Consider the following 15,632-nt stretch of genomic DNA (forward strand, 5'->3'; position numbering starts at 1 on the left):
CATTTATAAAGAAAAAATATGAAATTTCACACTAGAAAATGGGTAAAACCCGAAGATCTAAATCCTAACGGAACTTTATTTGGCGGTAAATTATTAGCTTGGATTGATGAAGAATTGGCTTTGTATACCATAATTCAATTAGAAAATACCAGAATCGTAACCAAATACATGTCGGAAATCAATTTTCGAAGTTCGGCCAGACAAGGTGATATTGTCGAAATTGGAATTGATGTTTTAAAATTTGGCACAACCTCACTCACGCTGAAATGCGAGGCACGAAATATGATGACACGCGAGACAATCATTACAATTGATCACACCACAATGGTTAACTTAGATGCGGATGGAAAACCTAAGGCACATGGAAAAACAGCAATTGAATATGTGAAAAACAGATTATTAATTTGATACGAAGTGCATTTATACTTTTTAAGTAAAAAAATTAAACCTGAGATTCACTTTCTGCAGTTGTTTCAAAAATTTCTAAATCAAAATATTTTATGGAAGCAATGATGTGATCAAATATATCCGACATGATGTATTCATAGTTTTCAAATCGCTTGTCATGTGAAAAGGCATAAACCTCAAGCGGTACACCATGGGAAGTTGATTGTAACTGACGGCAAAGCATCAACATGTCTTTGTTTAATCCTGGATAATTGAACAGGTATTCCGTGATGTATTTTCGAAATAAACCTAAGTTTGTCAAATTTCGCCCATTAATAGCAATGGATTTGTCAATTTTATGTTTAGAATTATAGTCGTCTATTTCTAATTTGCGAGTGCCTATATAATCCGATATTAGATGAATTTTTTTTAAGTCATTTAATTCTGATTCCTCTAAAAACCGAATGCTGCTTGTTTTTATCAGAATGTGTCTTTTGATGCGTCGGCCATCTGAATTCAGCATTCCGCGCCAGTTTTGAAACGAATCTGAACTCAAACTATAGGTTGGAATTGTGGTTGTGGTATTATCGAAATTTCGAACTTTTACCGTTGCCAGATTGATCTCGATGACATCTCCATCGGCACCAAATTTATCCATCGTAATCCAGTCGCCAATTCGAACCATATCGTTTATGGATACTTGAACACTAGATACAAAACCTAAAATGGTATCTCGAAAAATTAATATGATTACCGCTGAAACAGCTCCTAAAATAGTTAAAAGCTCTTTTTTATCAATCTCAAATAATTTTGAAATGATTAATGTAATTCCAATTACCCATAACATAATCATGATTACCTGAATGAAACTGTCAATAGGTTTGTCGCTGTATCTTGGTTTTAGTTTTAAGTAATCACGCAACGCATTGAAAATAGTTCGTATAATCCATAAAATCAGAATGATGATATAGATTCCAACCAATTTCCCGAAAAAGCCTTCCCAATATTCAAATCGTTCTAAAATTATTGGAACAGATTTGTAAATAAACAATAGTGGAATTAAATGTGCAATGTATTTAGCCGTTTTGTTAGTTACCAGCAAATCATCAAATTTGGTTTTGGTTTTTTGGGCAATAACGGCCATAATAGTAACTAAAACAAGTCTAAAAATTGCGTAGATGACATACGCCAATACACACAAAATAATAATGTTCAGCACCAAACTAAAATAAGAAGCCAGACTGTTCCCTAAACCCCATTTCCTGAGTACTAGATATAGAAAAGTGAATATTTTTTCTATTAATTTATACATTTCGCAAGTATTTCTTTTCTATGTAAAAAGTCCCAAAAGGAGGAATTGACGCAATACAAATGATAAAATACTTTTTAAAATTCCACTTTTCACTAAACTTTAAAATTGTTGCCAAGATAATGTAAGCAGTAAATAATACGCCGTGAGCCATTCCAATGTGTTTGACATAAATAGGATCATTAAAAATGTATTTCATTGGCATGGCAAAGAAAAATAACAATAAGGCGGATATACCTTCTACTATTGCTGTAATTTTAAAAATCTTAAGCATTTATTTTTTTTTAAGTGATAATTGACAAAATTAAGGATTATCATTGATTTACCACGCATTGATTCCTAAAGTAAATTACTTTTGTAATCTTAAACTTTGATAATGAGCAAACGCGATTTAAAAAAATATGTAGCCGAATTGAATAAAGAACAACTCGAAGAGCAAATACTCGAATTGTACGACAAATTCAGTTCTGTAAAAGTCTATTATGATTTTGTTTTTAATCCAAAAGAAGAAACGCTTTTGAAGGAATGCAAACTCAAAATTTCCAATGAATATTATCCTCTGAAAAAATCCGGAAGACGCAGTAAACCTAAAATGAGGCGTTCCGTTGCCCAAAAATACATTAAGCACTTTACACTTTTGGGAGTAGATCCTTTTGTAATTGCGGATGTAATGCTTTACAATATTGAAATAGCACAAACATTCTCATCAGAATAGGATATAAAGCAAGAATTATTTTTCAAAAGCATGTATAATTCCTTTCAGCAAGCCGTTGTTTTCTTGATTGCAAATGGAATACTTACTGATTTTAAACCCAGAATTAGTGCCATACACACTGAAACAATTTTGCAAAAATGGTACAATGAACCAGAATTTAATGCCATTTTAGAACGATTAGAATATTAAATCCTCACATAATTCAAATTTATTTAATCATTCCGTTTATTTTTAATAAAAATTGATACTTAAACTGTTTTTTAGGCGTATTTTTGCAAAAACCCAACAATAAGCAATGTCCCAAAACACTTTAGAAATAGAAATAGAAGACAAAAAAGAACTTTATGCGTACCAAAAAGGCGATATAGATGCCATCTTTGAGCGCATTGATAATGCACCGCCACAACACCATTTGTTATACCAATTGCCCACCGGTGGTGGAAAAACAGTGGTTTTTTCTGAAATTGTGCGCCGTTATTTATCGCAACATGATAAAAAAGTAGTTGTTTTGACCCACAGAATTGAGTTGTGTAAGCAAACCTCAAAAATGTTGAAGGGTTTTGATGTGAAAAACAAAATTATCAACAGTAAAGTAAAAGAACTTCCGGATCAAAACGATTATTCCTGTTTTGTAGCCATGGTGGAAACTTTAAAAAACCGAATCAACGATGAAAAACTGCATTTAGATAATGTAGGATTGGTAATCATTGATGAGGCACATTACAATTCCTTTCGTAAATTATTGAGCTCTTTCAAAAATGCTTTTATTTTAGGGGTAACCGCAACACCTTTAAGCTCAAATATCAAATTGCCAATGCATGAAAGCTACGATGAATTAATCGTAGGAGACACCATTAGTTCCTTGATTACAAATGGCTTTTTGGCCAAAGCAGTTACCTATAGCTATGATGTGGGTCTGACCTCCCTGAAAGTAGGGATCAATGGCGATTATACCGTAAAATCATCTGATGATTTGTACACCAATATGGCCATGCAGGAAAAGTTATTGCATGCCTACACGGAGAAATCATTAGGCAAGAAAACCTTGATTTTCAATAACGGGATCAACACCTCCTTATATGTATACGAAACGTTTAGAGAAGCCGGTTATGCCATTCGCCATTTAGATAACACCAGTAATAACGAGGAAAGAAAAGATATTTTACATTGGTTCAAGCATACACCTGATGCCATATTGACATCAGTGGGAATTCTTACTACCGGTTTTGATGAGCCTACCGTAGAGACCATAATCCTGAACAGAGCAACAAAATCGTTGACCTTATATTACCAAATGATCGGTCGTGGTTCCAGAAAATTACCCAACAAAGACATTTTCAATGTGATCGATTTAGGGAATAATGCCGCCCGATTTGGCCTGTGGAGTGAGCCGGTAAACTGGCAACATATTTTTAAATCTCCGGAGTTTTACCTGGAAAACTTACGAGACGATACAGAAATAGAATTGTATTTTAAATACAGCATGCCACCGGAATTACGTGCTAAATTCAGTAAAACAGAAGTAGTAACCTTTGATGTGGATGAAGAACACAAACTCATTATCAAACAAAATTTACGTTCCAAAGTAGTGCTAGAAAAATCCCTAGAGCAACATGCCGCCATGTGTGTGGATAATTCTGAAACCTTACAAGAAGCAAAAGCGCTGGGAAAAGAACTGGATGATGACATCGATTGTCGCATCAAGCGCTATTCAAAATGTTTGAGCCAGTGCAGTAAAAATTACCGCGAATGGCTAGTAGATGATTACAAATTGAAACTGGTATTATTGACCGGGAAAAAATACCGGGAAAAAATCATGAACGAACCGGATGAAGAGTAATATTTATTTTTCAAGGAGCTAATCCCGCTATTCGTTTCAATCTTTTATTTTTAAAGAAAAAATAAAAGGATTTTCACTGCTATCGGGGCTAAAATTACCGTTACAAAACAACTATTTTTTATAAAATATAAAATTCAAAAAAATGCCAAAACAATTCTCTGATTTAGGAATTTCAGCACCAATAGTAAAAGCGATTACCGAATTGAAAATTGTTGTACCAACAGAAATTCAGCTAAAAACGATTCCGTTACTTTTGTCAAATACAACGGATTTGGTTGGACTTGCTAAAACAGGTACCGGAAAAACAGCTGCTTTTGGATTGCCAATTTTACAATTAATAGATGTAAAATCACCTTTGATACAAGCAGTAATTCTTGCACCAACTCGGGAATTAGGCCAACAGATATATAAAAATTTAGAGTCTTTTGCTACCTTTTTGCCTGAAGTTTCCATTGCAGCAACATGCGGAGGAATTCCAATCAAACCGCAAATAGAACGCCTTGCAACACCTACACATATTGTAGTGGCAACGCCCGGAAGATTAATTGATTTAATTCAGCGCAAAGCCATAAACTTAAAAGAAACCAGATTCCTCGTGCTCGATGAAGCCGATGAAATGGTGACTGTATTAAAAGAAGGCTTAGATGAAATTATTGCTGAATTGCCAGCAGCGCATAAGACTTTTTTATTCTCGGCCACCATGCCCCGAAGCATAAAACAATTGATTCAAAACTATTTGAATAAAAATGTGGTACATGTCAGTGCCAATATGGAAACAGTAGGAAATCAAGGAATTGATCATCAGTATATTGTGGTAAATCCTATTGAAAAACTGGACGTTTTGATGCATTTTCTGAATTCTAAAGAGGGTGAACGCGGTATCATTTTTTGTAAAACAAAAGCAGCAGTCAATAAATTAGCTAAAAACTTGGCAATCAATAGGTTTTCTTCTGGTGCATTACACGGAAGTTTATCACAGGGAATTAGAGACCGAATCATGGAGCAATTCCGCGAAGGACATATCAATATATTAGTCGCAACAGATTTAGCAGCAAGAGGAATTGATGTAAAAGAAATTTCTTATGTAGTCAATTATCATTTGCCTGATGTGTATGAAGCATACGTACATCGTAGCGGTAGAACTGCAAGAGCAGGAGCAAAGGGACTTTCATTGACGGTATTGCAGCCGGAAGAAGTAGTTGAAATTGCTGAATTCGAAAAAGAATTGGGAATACAATTCAAAGAATTCAAAAAACCAACTCTTGCCAGTATTGAAGAAAATAATACGTTGTTATGGGCGAAGCAAATCTTCAAGACAAAACCCAATCATGACATCGCTACAGAATTAAAAGATAAAATAAAAACAGTTTTTCATCATTTGACGAAAGACGAACTAATAGAAAAGGTCCTGGCCAATCACTTGCTTCAAGCAAAAAATGAAGTCCTTTTAAAAACGGAGAAACCAATAAAAAAACAAAAAAGAATGAATTAATTCATTCTTTTTCATAAACTGTTAATGAGCTATTACAATTTCATCATCTGAAGTTGTAATGGCTTTTTTTATGTTTCGTTTTCCGATAATTAAAATAATCAATGCCAGTATTGTTGATGTTGTCATAATCAAAACCATTGGTAACATAGAGCTTTTTACAAAAACACCAACCGCAAAAGAGGCCAAAGCACCTAATCCCAATTGAATCGCTCCCATGAGGGCTGACGCGCTTCCTGCATTTCTTGAAAAAGGAGCAAGAGTCAGTCCTGCTGTATTAGGATTAGAGATTCCTAAACACGCCAAGAATAAAAACAGCATGGCGATTGTTTCATACAAACCTAAAAGACCATTGATTGCTAATGTCAGAAATAAAACACTGATTACCGACTGTGTAATTAAGGCCCCAAAAATAATTTGTTCACTGGTAAATTTCCGCAATAAAAAAGAATTAAGCTGACTGGCGCTTATAAAACTCAAAGACATAAAGGCAAAAATCCAGCCATACGTTGTGCCATCTACTTTGAAAATATCCATAAATAAAATAGGAGAGGCTGCTACATACGTGAATAAACCAGAAAAAGCGATTGCTCCTGTAAACGCATAGGTGTAAAATTGAGGCACTTTAACAATGCGTATAAAATTAGAAATAATTGGTTTTGGCTTTAATGAAATCGTAGTGTCTGGTTTGAAAGTATTAGGCAAAATAATTTGAGCCGCTACAAGAATTACGATTCCCATGCACATCAGTATAAAAAATACGGTATGCCAACCGTAATAAGTAGTAACATAACCGCCTACAGTGGGCGCCAGCATTGGCGAAAGCCCTACAACCAACATCAATAAAGAAAAAACTTTAGGTATCTCTTTTACAGGAAATAAATCCCGAACCATTGACACTGAGGCTACCGTAGCAGCACAACTACCAACAGCCTGAATGAATCTCAGCCCTATAAAAGTATCAATATTAGTGACAAATGCGCAGCCCAAAGAGGCTAATATGTAAACCAATAATCCAATAAAGAGCGGTTTTTTTCGGCCAAAACGATCTAATAACGGACCATAAAGCAATTGTCCAGCAGAAATTCCAATAAAATAACTGGATAATGTCATGGACACATTGGCAACAGAAGTATTCAAATCTTTAGCAATTCCGGCAAAACCAGGTAAAATACATATTAATTGAAAATGGGCCAAGTGCGGTAAGAGAACCTAAAATGAGGATTAATTTAATGTATTTTTTTTTGTTCATTTCGGTATTATTCATTGAAGTCGCAATTTTTAATTTTTTGCAAAGGTAAATAATTAAGATGCGAATCAAACCGCTTTACACACTAATGTGATTTATGATAATGGACAAAGAGCTGCTAAATAAAATAAATTTAGCACCGTCATTGACCAGTAATGTGGTAAAAGTAGAGTCAATACAATTTCTATAATTATACTTTAAAAACCAGCAATACTCCTGATAGAAATAATAGTCCTAAAATGATTCTTTTTATAAGCGCTTCATTAAGTTTTAAATAGACTTTTTTGCCCAGAAATAAAGCAAGAATAAGAAAAGGCACAACATAGAGGGAATTGTAAATTTGGTTCATAGTAATCACGCCACCTAAAACCAAAACGGGCATTCGCATCAGCGTAACCAAGCCTAAAGTACCAAACATGGTAGCCCTAAATGTCTTTATATCGTTAGTTTCATTCTGAACAATTATTACATATAAAGGACCTCCGGTAGAAAATAAACCAGAGAAGAAACCTCCTAGAAAACCCAAAAAGTGTTTCGTTTTTTTTAAAATCACTACTTTTTTTTTGACACGAAGGCTATTTAATACAAATAGGATAATAAAAACACCCAACGCCTGCTTTAAGATCAGCGGTTTTCCATAAACTAGAACCACTATTCCGGTAAGCACTCCAAAAAAGGAAGAAAAAGCAATTTTTTTTAATAAGCTTTTGTCTATATATTCCCACTCTTTATACACATAAATAGGAGAGGAGACCAAATAAAAAATAGAAAGATACGAAACTGCTTCAGATAAAGGCATAACTAACAACAAGAAAGGTAAAGCTATTAAAGCACCGCCGAAACCGATCATAGTTTGAATAAAAAATCCTGTAAAAATTCCAATTGTAAGCAGTAATAAAGTGTTATCCATGGTTCAAAAGTACTATTAGCACTATAAATATCTAAATTTAATCCATCAATAAACAAGTGATTTTCCGTTAAAAAGTTGTAATTTTAAGCGTTTAAAACTTTTTTAATGGTTGATACTCTAGATTTAAAAATAATAAAGCAATTAGAAATAAACTCAAGAGCTTCCTATGTAGAAATTGGGAAACAAATTGGACTTTCACCTTCTTCCGTAAGAGAACGCATTCAAAAACTGGAGGATGCTGCTATTATACAAGGATATAAACTTCAGCTGAACAACCAAAAACTGGGATTTGGATTAGAGGTTTTTATTCTGTTCAAGCTATTTAGTGGAAAACTACAGCTGTTTTGTAATCAGCTGAAAGATTTTCCAGAGATAAATGAGGTTTTTAGAATTACTGGACCCCAAAACATTATTATGAAAGTCGTTCTAGTTGATCAAATGCACCTACAACAATTTATTGATCGGCTTTTAGTTTATGGAGAGCCTACAACGCACTTGATTTTATCTGATTTAAAAAAATAATATAGGATCGTCTGTTTCTTAAATCAAAAAGATTTACAGCGTCGTCTTTTAAAACAAAAATCATAAAAAAACCGGACCGCTTCAGTTGAAAAATTTCAATTAAAGCGGTCCAGTTTTAAGAAAGTAGCTAACTAATATTATTCCGTTACAACTATATCTTTAATTTCTACTACTTGCAGATCAAAAGTGAGATCTTTTCCTGCCAAAGGATGATTTCCGTCTAAAACGATGCTTTCCTCTTTTACTTCAGCTACCAGTAAATTCATTTCCTTACCATCCGACGATTTGGAAACAAGTCCCATTCCAACTTCCGGAATGATATCTTTAGGAAGATCCGTTTTTGGCACCTCTTTGATTAGATCATTCCTAACAGCACCATAGGCTTCATCAGCAACAATTGTAATGGTTTTTTTTTCATTTAATTTCATGTCAATTAAGCCTTTTTCAAACCCTGAAATCAAACGCCCTTGTCCTAAAGTAAATTCTATCGGTTCCTTACCTTCTGAACTATCAAAAACCTGACCGTCAGATAATTTTCCAGTGTAGTGTACTTTAACCGTGTTATTCTCTTTAACTTGACTCATACTTTTATTTTTAATTTTAAAAAATTCTTTGCATAATTTTTACGCAGTAAATAGTTTAGTTTAAATCTATATTTAAGGAAGTCGCCAAAACCAAGCCAAAGCATCGTAAAAATAAAAAAATATTTTAAAACTATTAAATTGAGCTATATTTAGATTTAAAGAGCATAAATTTGAATTAAATAATGTAATTTAAGCTTTAGATATGTATTTCTCTGAAATTTGAAATTGCGTTAGCTAATAGCAAAATTATTTATAGCAAAAGACTGTAAAATGAATATCCTTCATATTAAATAATTTATGGAAGGATTGAAATCGTTTAATGTAAATAAACATTGTGAGTTTTTTGATCCAAATAAGATGTGTATTTTTTGCGCTATAATTTATATTATGTAAAATAGATTATTTAAATTACGGTAAAAATAGTCTGTTTTAGAAATAATAAAGCATTACCGTTAGGTAATGCTTTATTGTTACCACTTCTCTGCTCCCAGTAATTTTTTTCCCAAGTCGCTAAGCGCTGCCGTCTTATATTTGGTTTGTTCCCATTTACGGGGATCTCCAGGAAAGGCATATCCTTCAGGTGCAATTCTGTCTTTCCAGGAATTCACTCTCCATTGACGTAGTTCTTCATTTTCTTCTTCCGATGGCATCATAGAAATATATTGTGCCATTCTCACTTTATCTTTTGTAATATTGGGGCGAATGCCATGCGGTTGTAAACTGTTAAAAATTAATAAATCTCCCGCTTCCATTTTTACTTTAACAAATTTGCCTTCAAATTCGGAGGTATCCGGTTGAAATCGATTCCTGTCTTCCGGTTGTGTCAGTTTCCAAGTATCATAATTTCGGTATAAATCAGGAATACATTGAAATCCTCCCATATTTTCATCCATTTGGTCTGCCAAAGCGAGAACTCCTTGTACGTTTTGAGGTTTTGTTTCAGGATCATAATCCCAATGTATGAATCCTTTGAAATCAAAATCCGGACGGACTGGTAAATTTAGATTTGCTCGGTCAATGGTTACCCATAATTTTTCCGTTCCCCAAATATCTACAAATGCATCGTATACTTTTTTCATTTGTCGATTATCCCATTGGTATTGATGATTGTACACTTCAACCATTCCGCTATTGGTAAGTTCTTTCATTTGCATTTCGGCTCTTGGTGGCGCATACCAAGTTTCTGGATCGTTTTGATTTTTCTCTTCAAATTCCCACAGGAAATCGGCCATTTTTTTAGCGTTTTCTTTCGGAACAGCATTTTTTATTACAATATATCCGTTTTCAATCCAAAACTTCCAATCGGCTTCAGTAAGCAAACGCAGCGGTTTACCATTAGAGCGATCATTTAATTTTGTTGTGCTGGATTTTGCTGTCGATGGATTCCCCGGAATATCTTTGTGGGCATTGTTATGTGCCATTGTGGGAACCATTGTTGGTACCTTTGATTGCTTATTTTTTTCCATAGTTATCTATTTCGTGTTATTACTACCCCAAAATTAGAAAAAGTGAACCTTAATTACTTTCACAAAATGTACTGCTATTTGTACAATATTGATTTATTTTAGTAACTTTAGACAAGTATAGGTATTATATTGAACAATTATAGCAGTAACGAGGTATGAAAATAGTTTTTGAGGATATAAAAAGATTAGCCGGTAGTTCTTTTAGAATATTGGTCAATCCAAAATTGAATAATTTTTATTTTTGGCATTTTCATCCTGAATTTGAATTGACTTTCATTGTAGCACCAAATGGAACACGACGCGTAGGTGACCATATTGGGGATTTTGAAGGAAGTGATTTGGTTTTTATAGGTTCTAATATTCCGCATTTGAATTTTGATTATGGAATTAAAACCGAATATGAAAAAGTAGTTTTACAGATAAAAAAAGATTTTTTCAAAAATGACTTTATCACCACTCCTGAACTAGCTTTCATTAATCAATTATTTGAGAACTCTAAAAAGGTGGTTTGTTTTCATGGAGCTGTAAAAGATGAAATTGGCAAAAGGCTTCAAAAAATTCATCTTTTATCACATTTTGAACAATTTATAGAAGTGCTATCCATATTTCAGATTTTAGCAACAGCAAATGAAAGAACACTGTTACATGATAAACCATTTGAAAATCTGTACAATAACAAAGAACAAGTGCGATTAAAAGTAGTACATAAATTTATCGAAGAAAACTATCAAAGGACCGTTTCTATTGAAGAAATCTCCCTTTTGACTCACTTATCCAAAGCCGCTTTTTGTCGTTATTTTAAAAAAATGACACGATTGACTTTTACTGAATTTTTAAATCAGTATCGAATAGAACAAGCTAAAATACTTTTAAAAACTGATAAAAATGCAACAGAAACGTGCTTTGAGTGTGGTTTTGAAAGTCTGTCATATTTTAATAGAATTTTCAAAAAAGTAGTGGGTGAAAATCCAATACAGTTTAAGAAAAGATAAAAAAAGGTATGTTTCCTAAATTTCAGAAACATACCTTTTGTAATTTATTCCGTAATATTAAAACTGGCTACATAAAAGTTTTTATCTATTTCCAATTTTGAATTTTCAGTATTTACAGAAACACGTTGCCATTCTGTCTCTGGTTGTAGCAATTCTTCATTGCCATTCAGTGTTACTTTAACAGGCATGTTAAAACCTGACACACAATTTGTCCAGCGATATCCTAATTGATTATCCTTGAAAAAATATTCTACTGTAGGAATTCTGGTATCTCTTAAATACTGATTAAAAAAGGTAGCTAAATCGATTCCAACTTGCTGACTTAAATAATCTTCAATTTGTTTAGTCGATACCGTTTGATGGTAAAAAGTACTGTTCAAACCTCTTAATATTTTTCTCCATTTTTCATCATCATTTACAATTTGGCGTAAAGTATGTAGCATATTCCCTCCTTTTGGATACATATCACCAGATCCTTCTTTGTTTACACCATAGTTTCCTATAATCGGCTTATCATTGTTTATTCCCTTTCTGGTCCCTCGGATATATTCAAATCCAGCTTCTTTCCCATAATAATATTCTACAAAAAGGCTTTCAGAATAGTTTGTAAAACTCTCATGAATCCACATATCAGCAATATCTTTGTACGTAATATTATTGGCGAACCATTCATGTCCGGATTCATGGATAATGATAAAATCAAATTTTAATCCCCAACCCGTTCCGCTTAAATCCCTTCCTAAATAACCATTTTGAAATTTATTTCCGTACGTCACTGAACTTTGATGTTCCATTCCTAAATACGGAGCTTCAACTAACTTGTAACTGTCTTCATAAAAAGGATATGGTCCAAACCAGTGCTCAAAAGCTTTCAACATCTTTGGAACATCCTGAAATTGTTTTTTGGCTTTCGCCAAATTGTCTCTCAAAACATAATAGGTACAGTCTAAATCGCCTTTTTCTCCCTTATATTTTTCTGAAAACGAAACATAATCTCCTATATTTATGTTTACACCATAATTATTGATAGGATTTGAGACATACCAATTATAGGTTTTGGTTCCGTCCTTTAATTGCTTAACACTAATCAGACGACCGTTAGATACATTTGTCAAATTTTCAGGAACATTTACACTGATCAGCATATTTTCCACTTCGTCATACATGTGATCTTTGTTTGGCCACCAAACACTCGCACCCAATCCCTGACAAGAAGAAGCAATAAAAGAATTCCCATTAGCATCTTTTTTCCAAGTAATTCCTCCATCCCATGGCGGATTTACAGCAACTTTAGGCTTGCCTCCGTAAAAAACAGTCAACTTTTTTATGGCTCCTTTTGTTTGAGATGCAATCAATTCAATAAAAAATGCATTTCCTTCTCTTCTATATTTTAAAGCTACTCCATCCTGAATGACTTTATAAATTTCCATAGGATTTTGCAAATCAATTTGCATACTATTGTATTCCTGAACAACTTGATATTTTATTGTATTGGAACCTGAAATAGTACTGTCCGCAGGATTTACTTTAATATCAAGATGGTACTGTTTTACATCCCACCACGCTCTTTCTTTGGTGATGCTGCCGCGCAAAGTATCTTGTCTGGTAAATATTTCCTCTTTTTTTTCCAAAAGTCCTTGTGCATTTACACCATTAAAAAAAAGGAAAGAGATCAAAATAAGACTGAATTGTTTTTGCATGGTGAATTTACTTTAGACAAAAATAAACTTTAAAACTCTATAATTAAACTTCCTGGAATTTATTTTCCAGGATAGATTTGGACATATTCTTGCAACAGCGTATTTTCTTTTCCACGAATTTCCATGATCACCTTATTGTTTTCAAAATCAAACTTCAGCAACCCAAAATTAATATCTTTGATCACTTCTCCTTTTACATAAGGATTTTCTTCGCCAGAAAAAGAAGCATAGGTATGGGTTAGTCCACTCGAAGTAAAATCGACTAAAGGATACGACAATCCGCGAATTTTTTTGGAAGAAAAAGTAGCAATATGGCGGTCACCAGAAATTATAAAGGTACCTTTTGCTTTCGTTGAAACAATCAATTGCTCTAGTTTTTCAATTTCATGGGGAAAATTTCCCCAAGCTTCAAAACCATGTTTATTTGATAAAAATTGAATGCTGCTGACAATAACATTAAACTGTGCCTCAGAAGTTTGAAGTTCATTTTCCAACCATTTCCATTGTGCATTTCCTAACACCGTTCCTTCACCTGCTGTATTAGGTTGAAAACGTTTTTTTAAATCGGTGGCTTTAGTCAGTGCCGTTCTAAAAAAGCGAGAATCCAATACAATGACTTTTATTTTATTTCCATTTACCTCAATAGTTTTAGCAGTATAAACTCCGTCTCTTTTTCGCTCAGAAGCGTTCTTTGAAGTGCCTAAAAAATCCAATAATAACTGTTGGCTTTTTCTTTTAAAGGGATATTCTTCCCCAGCGTCATTTGCTCCATAATCATGATCATCCCAAGTTCCTAAAACTATTTTATCTTTAATAAAAGTTAGATAATCCGCGTCTTGTTTTTGAATTTCATAATTATTTTTAAGAAACTGCATATCTTCTGTATCGGAGTACACATTATCTCCTCCCCAAATCCAAACGGAAGGATGATTTTTGTCTATCGCTGGCCAAAGTTCATTTTTAATCTTTTGATTGTCGCAGGAACCAAAAGCAATCGTAAAGTAAGTGTTTTGAGTAGGTTTATTAGTTTCAAGTACCTGTTGTGTATTCTGAATTTTACAACTAATAAGGGCAAAAAAGCTAAAAATAAAAAGTATTTTTTTCATGTGAAGGTATTATAAAATCTATTTAATTTAAAAAAATTTGTTGCTAAGGTATACTAATATGCTCAATTGAACTTTAAGTAAAGATTAATAAAAAAGCGACTATCCAATTAAAATAGTCGCTTTTTTATTACATTAAAACACAAAAATTAATGCAGGTGGGTTACTTTGCTTTGTTCTACTACAGCAGTAAAATCATTGGCTAAACGTTTGCCATACTCCTCTAGCAATTCTAAAATTCTTTCTTGATTATCTGATTTGACAATAAGTCCTGCATGATATTCTAAGGGTATTCTAAAGCAAACTTCCGGATCTGAAAACGAAGATAAATTAGGATGCTGGAATTTTGTTAATGTCAAAACGATTCCGGCATATCCTTTTTTTACTTTTGGTAAACTGTACTTCGTTCCTTTGACCAAAGCGTCTTCAATTGCCGCCCACTCTTTCCATAAATTAATATTCGAAGCTTCAGCAACCATTTCGGCCAAATGCGCTCCTCCTACTCGTGAAGAAGTTTCCAAGAAATAAATCTGTCCATCTTCATTACTTTTAATGAACTCTGTATGAGCGGCTCCATGTTTCAACCCAAAACCTTTCATCACTTGTTCATTTAATTTTTTTATCGCAATATCATCCTCTGATTTGTATTTACTATTTGCCGAACGGAAAACGCCGCCACCTTGAGATATTTCCATTGGTGTAGCTAAATATCTAGAAGTCAAACTGAAGATTACTTTGCTATCCGAAATCAAACTGTCACAATGATACACATCACCAGGTTTGAATTGTTCCAATAGATATTTGAATCTGTTATTCCCCATTTCATTAATATGGATCCACAAACGCTCTTTGTCCTCTATTTTTATAATTCCTGTTGCAGAAGCTTCGGAACGTGGTTTCAAAACCCATGGAGCAGGAATAGCATCTGCAAAAGTATTGATGTCATGGTCATTAAACAAAGAACAAAAAGCAGGAATAGAAATTCCACAACTTTTGGCTCTCATTCGCATCGCTAATTTATCTCTAAAATAACGTCCCGTAGTTTGCCCCATCCCATCAATACGGAGGTTTTCCCTTAGATACGTGGCTTTTTCTACATCATAATCGTCTAACGCAACAATGGCATCTACTTTAGTAGCTTTCATAAAATTACCAACACCTAATAACAGATGTTCTAAATTCCAATCGACATCTTGGCCTTCCATATAAAAAATCTCATCAATATGTTGGTGTGGCCATGGCTTGTCTCTGAGTTTTTCGCTTGTCACTAAATAGACTTTGTTGCCTAATTTTTTTAAATTAATTAAAAAATCGGCACCTTTGAAATAATTTGAAATACAAAGAAAGGTTTTAGCGTTTTCCATAG

General features: G+C 33.5%; 14 protein-coding genes and 1 pseudogene. 6 read left to right on the top strand and 9 right to left on the bottom strand.

Annotated features, from left to right (window positions below):
* Positions 1–18 precede the first annotated feature (18 nt).
* Positions 19–408 carry an acyl-CoA thioesterase gene (locus EKM00_RS01085; RefSeq protein WP_126451631.1) on the top strand — a complete coding sequence of 130 codons (390 nt, stop codon included), beginning with the start codon at positions 19–21 and terminating at the stop codon, positions 406–408.
* 34 nt (positions 409–442) lie between these two features.
* On the opposite strand, the gene EKM00_RS01090 is transcribed toward EKM00_RS01085, so the two are convergent.
* Positions 443–1,699 carry a mechanosensitive ion channel family protein gene (locus tag EKM00_RS01090; RefSeq protein WP_126451632.1) on the bottom strand — a complete coding sequence of 419 codons (1,257 nt, stop codon included), beginning with the start codon at positions 1,697–1,699 and terminating at the stop codon, positions 443–445.
* Positions 1,692–1,970, bottom strand: coding sequence for a DUF3817 domain-containing protein (locus EKM00_RS01095; protein ID WP_126451633.1), 279 nt, complete (start codon positions 1,968–1,970; stop codon positions 1,692–1,694). The genes EKM00_RS01090 and EKM00_RS01095 overlap by 8 nt, the downstream gene beginning before the upstream one ends.
* 102 nt (positions 1,971–2,072) lie before the next feature.
* Between EKM00_RS01095 and EKM00_RS01100 the strand changes: the two are divergent.
* The 3 genes and pseudogenes from EKM00_RS01100 to EKM00_RS01110 all read left to right on the top strand — a co-directional run bounded on the left by EKM00_RS01100 (position 2,073) and on the right by EKM00_RS01110 (position 5,743).
* Positions 2,073–2,600 (top strand): annotated as a pseudogene (locus tag EKM00_RS01100) (DUF6155 family protein).
* Positions 2,601–2,706: 106 nt separating this feature from the next.
* Positions 2,707–4,251: a DEAD/DEAH box helicase gene (locus tag EKM00_RS01105; RefSeq protein ID WP_126451635.1), complete on the top strand. Its 1,545-nt coding sequence runs from the start codon at positions 2,707–2,709 to the stop codon at positions 4,249–4,251.
* Between the two features lie 142 nt (positions 4,252–4,393).
* On the top strand, positions 4,394–5,743 hold the full coding sequence (locus tag EKM00_RS01110) for a DEAD/DEAH box helicase (RefSeq protein ID WP_126514948.1): 1,350 nt from the start codon (positions 4,394–4,396) through the stop codon (positions 5,741–5,743).
* A gap of 21 nt (positions 5,744–5,764) precedes the next feature.
* Here EKM00_RS01110 and EKM00_RS01115 read toward each other — a convergent pair whose 3' ends face one another.
* Together EKM00_RS01115 and EKM00_RS01120 are read right to left on the bottom strand one after the other, a co-directional pair.
* A complete protein-coding gene (locus EKM00_RS01115; protein ID WP_233592220.1) occupies positions 5,765–6,937 on the bottom strand; it encodes a multidrug effflux MFS transporter in 1,173 nt (390 codons plus the stop codon).
* Between the two features lie 242 nt (positions 6,938–7,179).
* Positions 7,180–7,899, bottom strand: coding sequence for a sulfite exporter TauE/SafE family protein (locus EKM00_RS01120; RefSeq protein WP_199734573.1), 720 nt, complete (start codon positions 7,897–7,899; stop codon positions 7,180–7,182).
* 105 nt (positions 7,900–8,004) lie between these two features.
* Between EKM00_RS01120 and EKM00_RS01125 the strand changes: the two genes are divergently transcribed.
* Positions 8,005–8,421 (top strand): Lrp/AsnC family transcriptional regulator, encoded by a 417-nt coding sequence (locus EKM00_RS01125; RefSeq protein WP_126451637.1) that lies wholly within the window; start codon positions 8,005–8,007, stop codon positions 8,419–8,421.
* 137 nt (positions 8,422–8,558) lie between these two features.
* On the opposite strand, the gene EKM00_RS01130 is transcribed toward EKM00_RS01125, so the two are convergent.
* Both EKM00_RS01130 and EKM00_RS01135 read right to left on the bottom strand, forming a co-directional pair.
* Complete coding sequence (locus EKM00_RS01130) at positions 8,559–9,005, bottom strand: FKBP-type peptidyl-prolyl cis-trans isomerase (protein ID WP_126451638.1); 447 nt, start codon at positions 9,003–9,005, stop codon at positions 8,559–8,561.
* 470 nt (positions 9,006–9,475) lie between these two features.
* Complete coding sequence (locus EKM00_RS01135) at positions 9,476–10,471, bottom strand: phytanoyl-CoA dioxygenase family protein (protein ID WP_126514949.1); 996 nt, start codon at positions 10,469–10,471, stop codon at positions 9,476–9,478.
* Positions 10,472–10,626: 155 nt separating this feature from the next.
* On the opposite strand from EKM00_RS01135, the gene EKM00_RS01140 reads away from it, so the two are divergent.
* The gene (locus EKM00_RS01140; RefSeq protein WP_126514950.1) at positions 10,627–11,463 is read left to right on the top strand and encodes an AraC family transcriptional regulator; all 837 of its coding nucleotides are present in this window, start codon (positions 10,627–10,629) and stop codon (positions 11,461–11,463) included.
* Positions 11,464–11,507: 44 nt separating this feature from the next.
* On the opposite strand, the gene EKM00_RS01145 is transcribed toward EKM00_RS01140, so the two are convergent.
* From EKM00_RS01145 to EKM00_RS01155, 3 genes are all read right to left on the bottom strand, one after another.
* Positions 11,508–13,163: a M1 family metallopeptidase gene (locus tag EKM00_RS01145; RefSeq protein WP_126451641.1), complete on the bottom strand. Its 1,656-nt coding sequence runs from the start codon at positions 13,161–13,163 to the stop codon at positions 11,508–11,510.
* A gap of 59 nt (positions 13,164–13,222) precedes the next feature.
* Entirely contained in the window at positions 13,223–14,269 is a 1,047-nt protein-coding gene (locus EKM00_RS01150; RefSeq protein WP_126451642.1) for an alkaline phosphatase D family protein, read from the bottom strand.
* 146 nt (positions 14,270–14,415) lie between these two features.
* The gene (locus EKM00_RS01155; RefSeq protein ID WP_126451643.1) at positions 14,416–15,630 is read right to left on the bottom strand and encodes an ATP-grasp domain-containing protein; all 1,215 of its coding nucleotides are present in this window, start codon (positions 15,628–15,630) and stop codon (positions 14,416–14,418) included.
* Positions 15,631–15,632: the final 2 nt, after the last annotated feature.

The sequence above is a fragment of the Flavobacterium sp. RSP15 genome, assembly GCF_003968755.1.
Classification (GTDB): Bacteria; Bacteroidota; Bacteroidia; order Flavobacteriales; family Flavobacteriaceae; genus Flavobacterium.

Excerpts from the sequence above, each read along its gene's own strand:
- EKM00_RS01105 (WP_126451635.1), top strand. The coding sequence starts at position 2,707 with ATGTCCCAAAACACTTTAGAAATAGAAATAGAAGACAAAAAAGAACTT.
- EKM00_RS01095 (WP_126451633.1), bottom strand. The coding sequence starts at position 1,970 with ATGCTTAAGATTTTTAAAATTACAGCAATAGTAGAAGGTATATCCGCC.
- EKM00_RS01120 (WP_199734573.1), bottom strand. The coding sequence starts at position 7,899 with ATGGATAACACTTTATTACTGCTTACAATTGGAATTTTTACAGGATTT.
- EKM00_RS01130 (WP_126451638.1), bottom strand. The coding sequence starts at position 9,005 with ATGAGTCAAGTTAAAGAGAATAACACGGTTAAAGTACACTACACTGGA.
- EKM00_RS01085 (WP_126451631.1), top strand. The coding sequence starts at position 19 with ATGAAATTTCACACTAGAAAATGGGTAAAACCCGAAGATCTAAATCCT.
- EKM00_RS01150 (WP_126451642.1), bottom strand. The coding sequence starts at position 14,269 with ATGAAAAAAATACTTTTTATTTTTAGCTTTTTTGCCCTTATTAGTTGT.
- EKM00_RS01110 (WP_126514948.1), top strand. The coding sequence starts at position 4,394 with ATGCCAAAACAATTCTCTGATTTAGGAATTTCAGCACCAATAGTAAAA.
- EKM00_RS01140 (WP_126514950.1), top strand. The coding sequence starts at position 10,627 with ATGAAAATAGTTTTTGAGGATATAAAAAGATTAGCCGGTAGTTCTTTT.
- EKM00_RS01155 (WP_126451643.1), bottom strand. The coding sequence starts at position 15,630 with ATGGAAAACGCTAAAACCTTTCTTTGTATTTCAAATTATTTCAAAGGT.
- EKM00_RS01135 (WP_126514949.1), bottom strand. The coding sequence starts at position 10,471 with ATGGAAAAAAATAAGCAATCAAAGGTACCAACAATGGTTCCCACAATG.
- EKM00_RS01090 (WP_126451632.1), bottom strand. The coding sequence starts at position 1,699 with ATGTATAAATTAATAGAAAAAATATTCACTTTTCTATATCTAGTACTC.
- EKM00_RS01125 (WP_126451637.1), top strand. The coding sequence starts at position 8,005 with ATGGTTGATACTCTAGATTTAAAAATAATAAAGCAATTAGAAATAAAC.
- EKM00_RS01145 (WP_126451641.1), bottom strand. The coding sequence starts at position 13,163 with ATGCAAAAACAATTCAGTCTTATTTTGATCTCTTTCCTTTTTTTTAAT.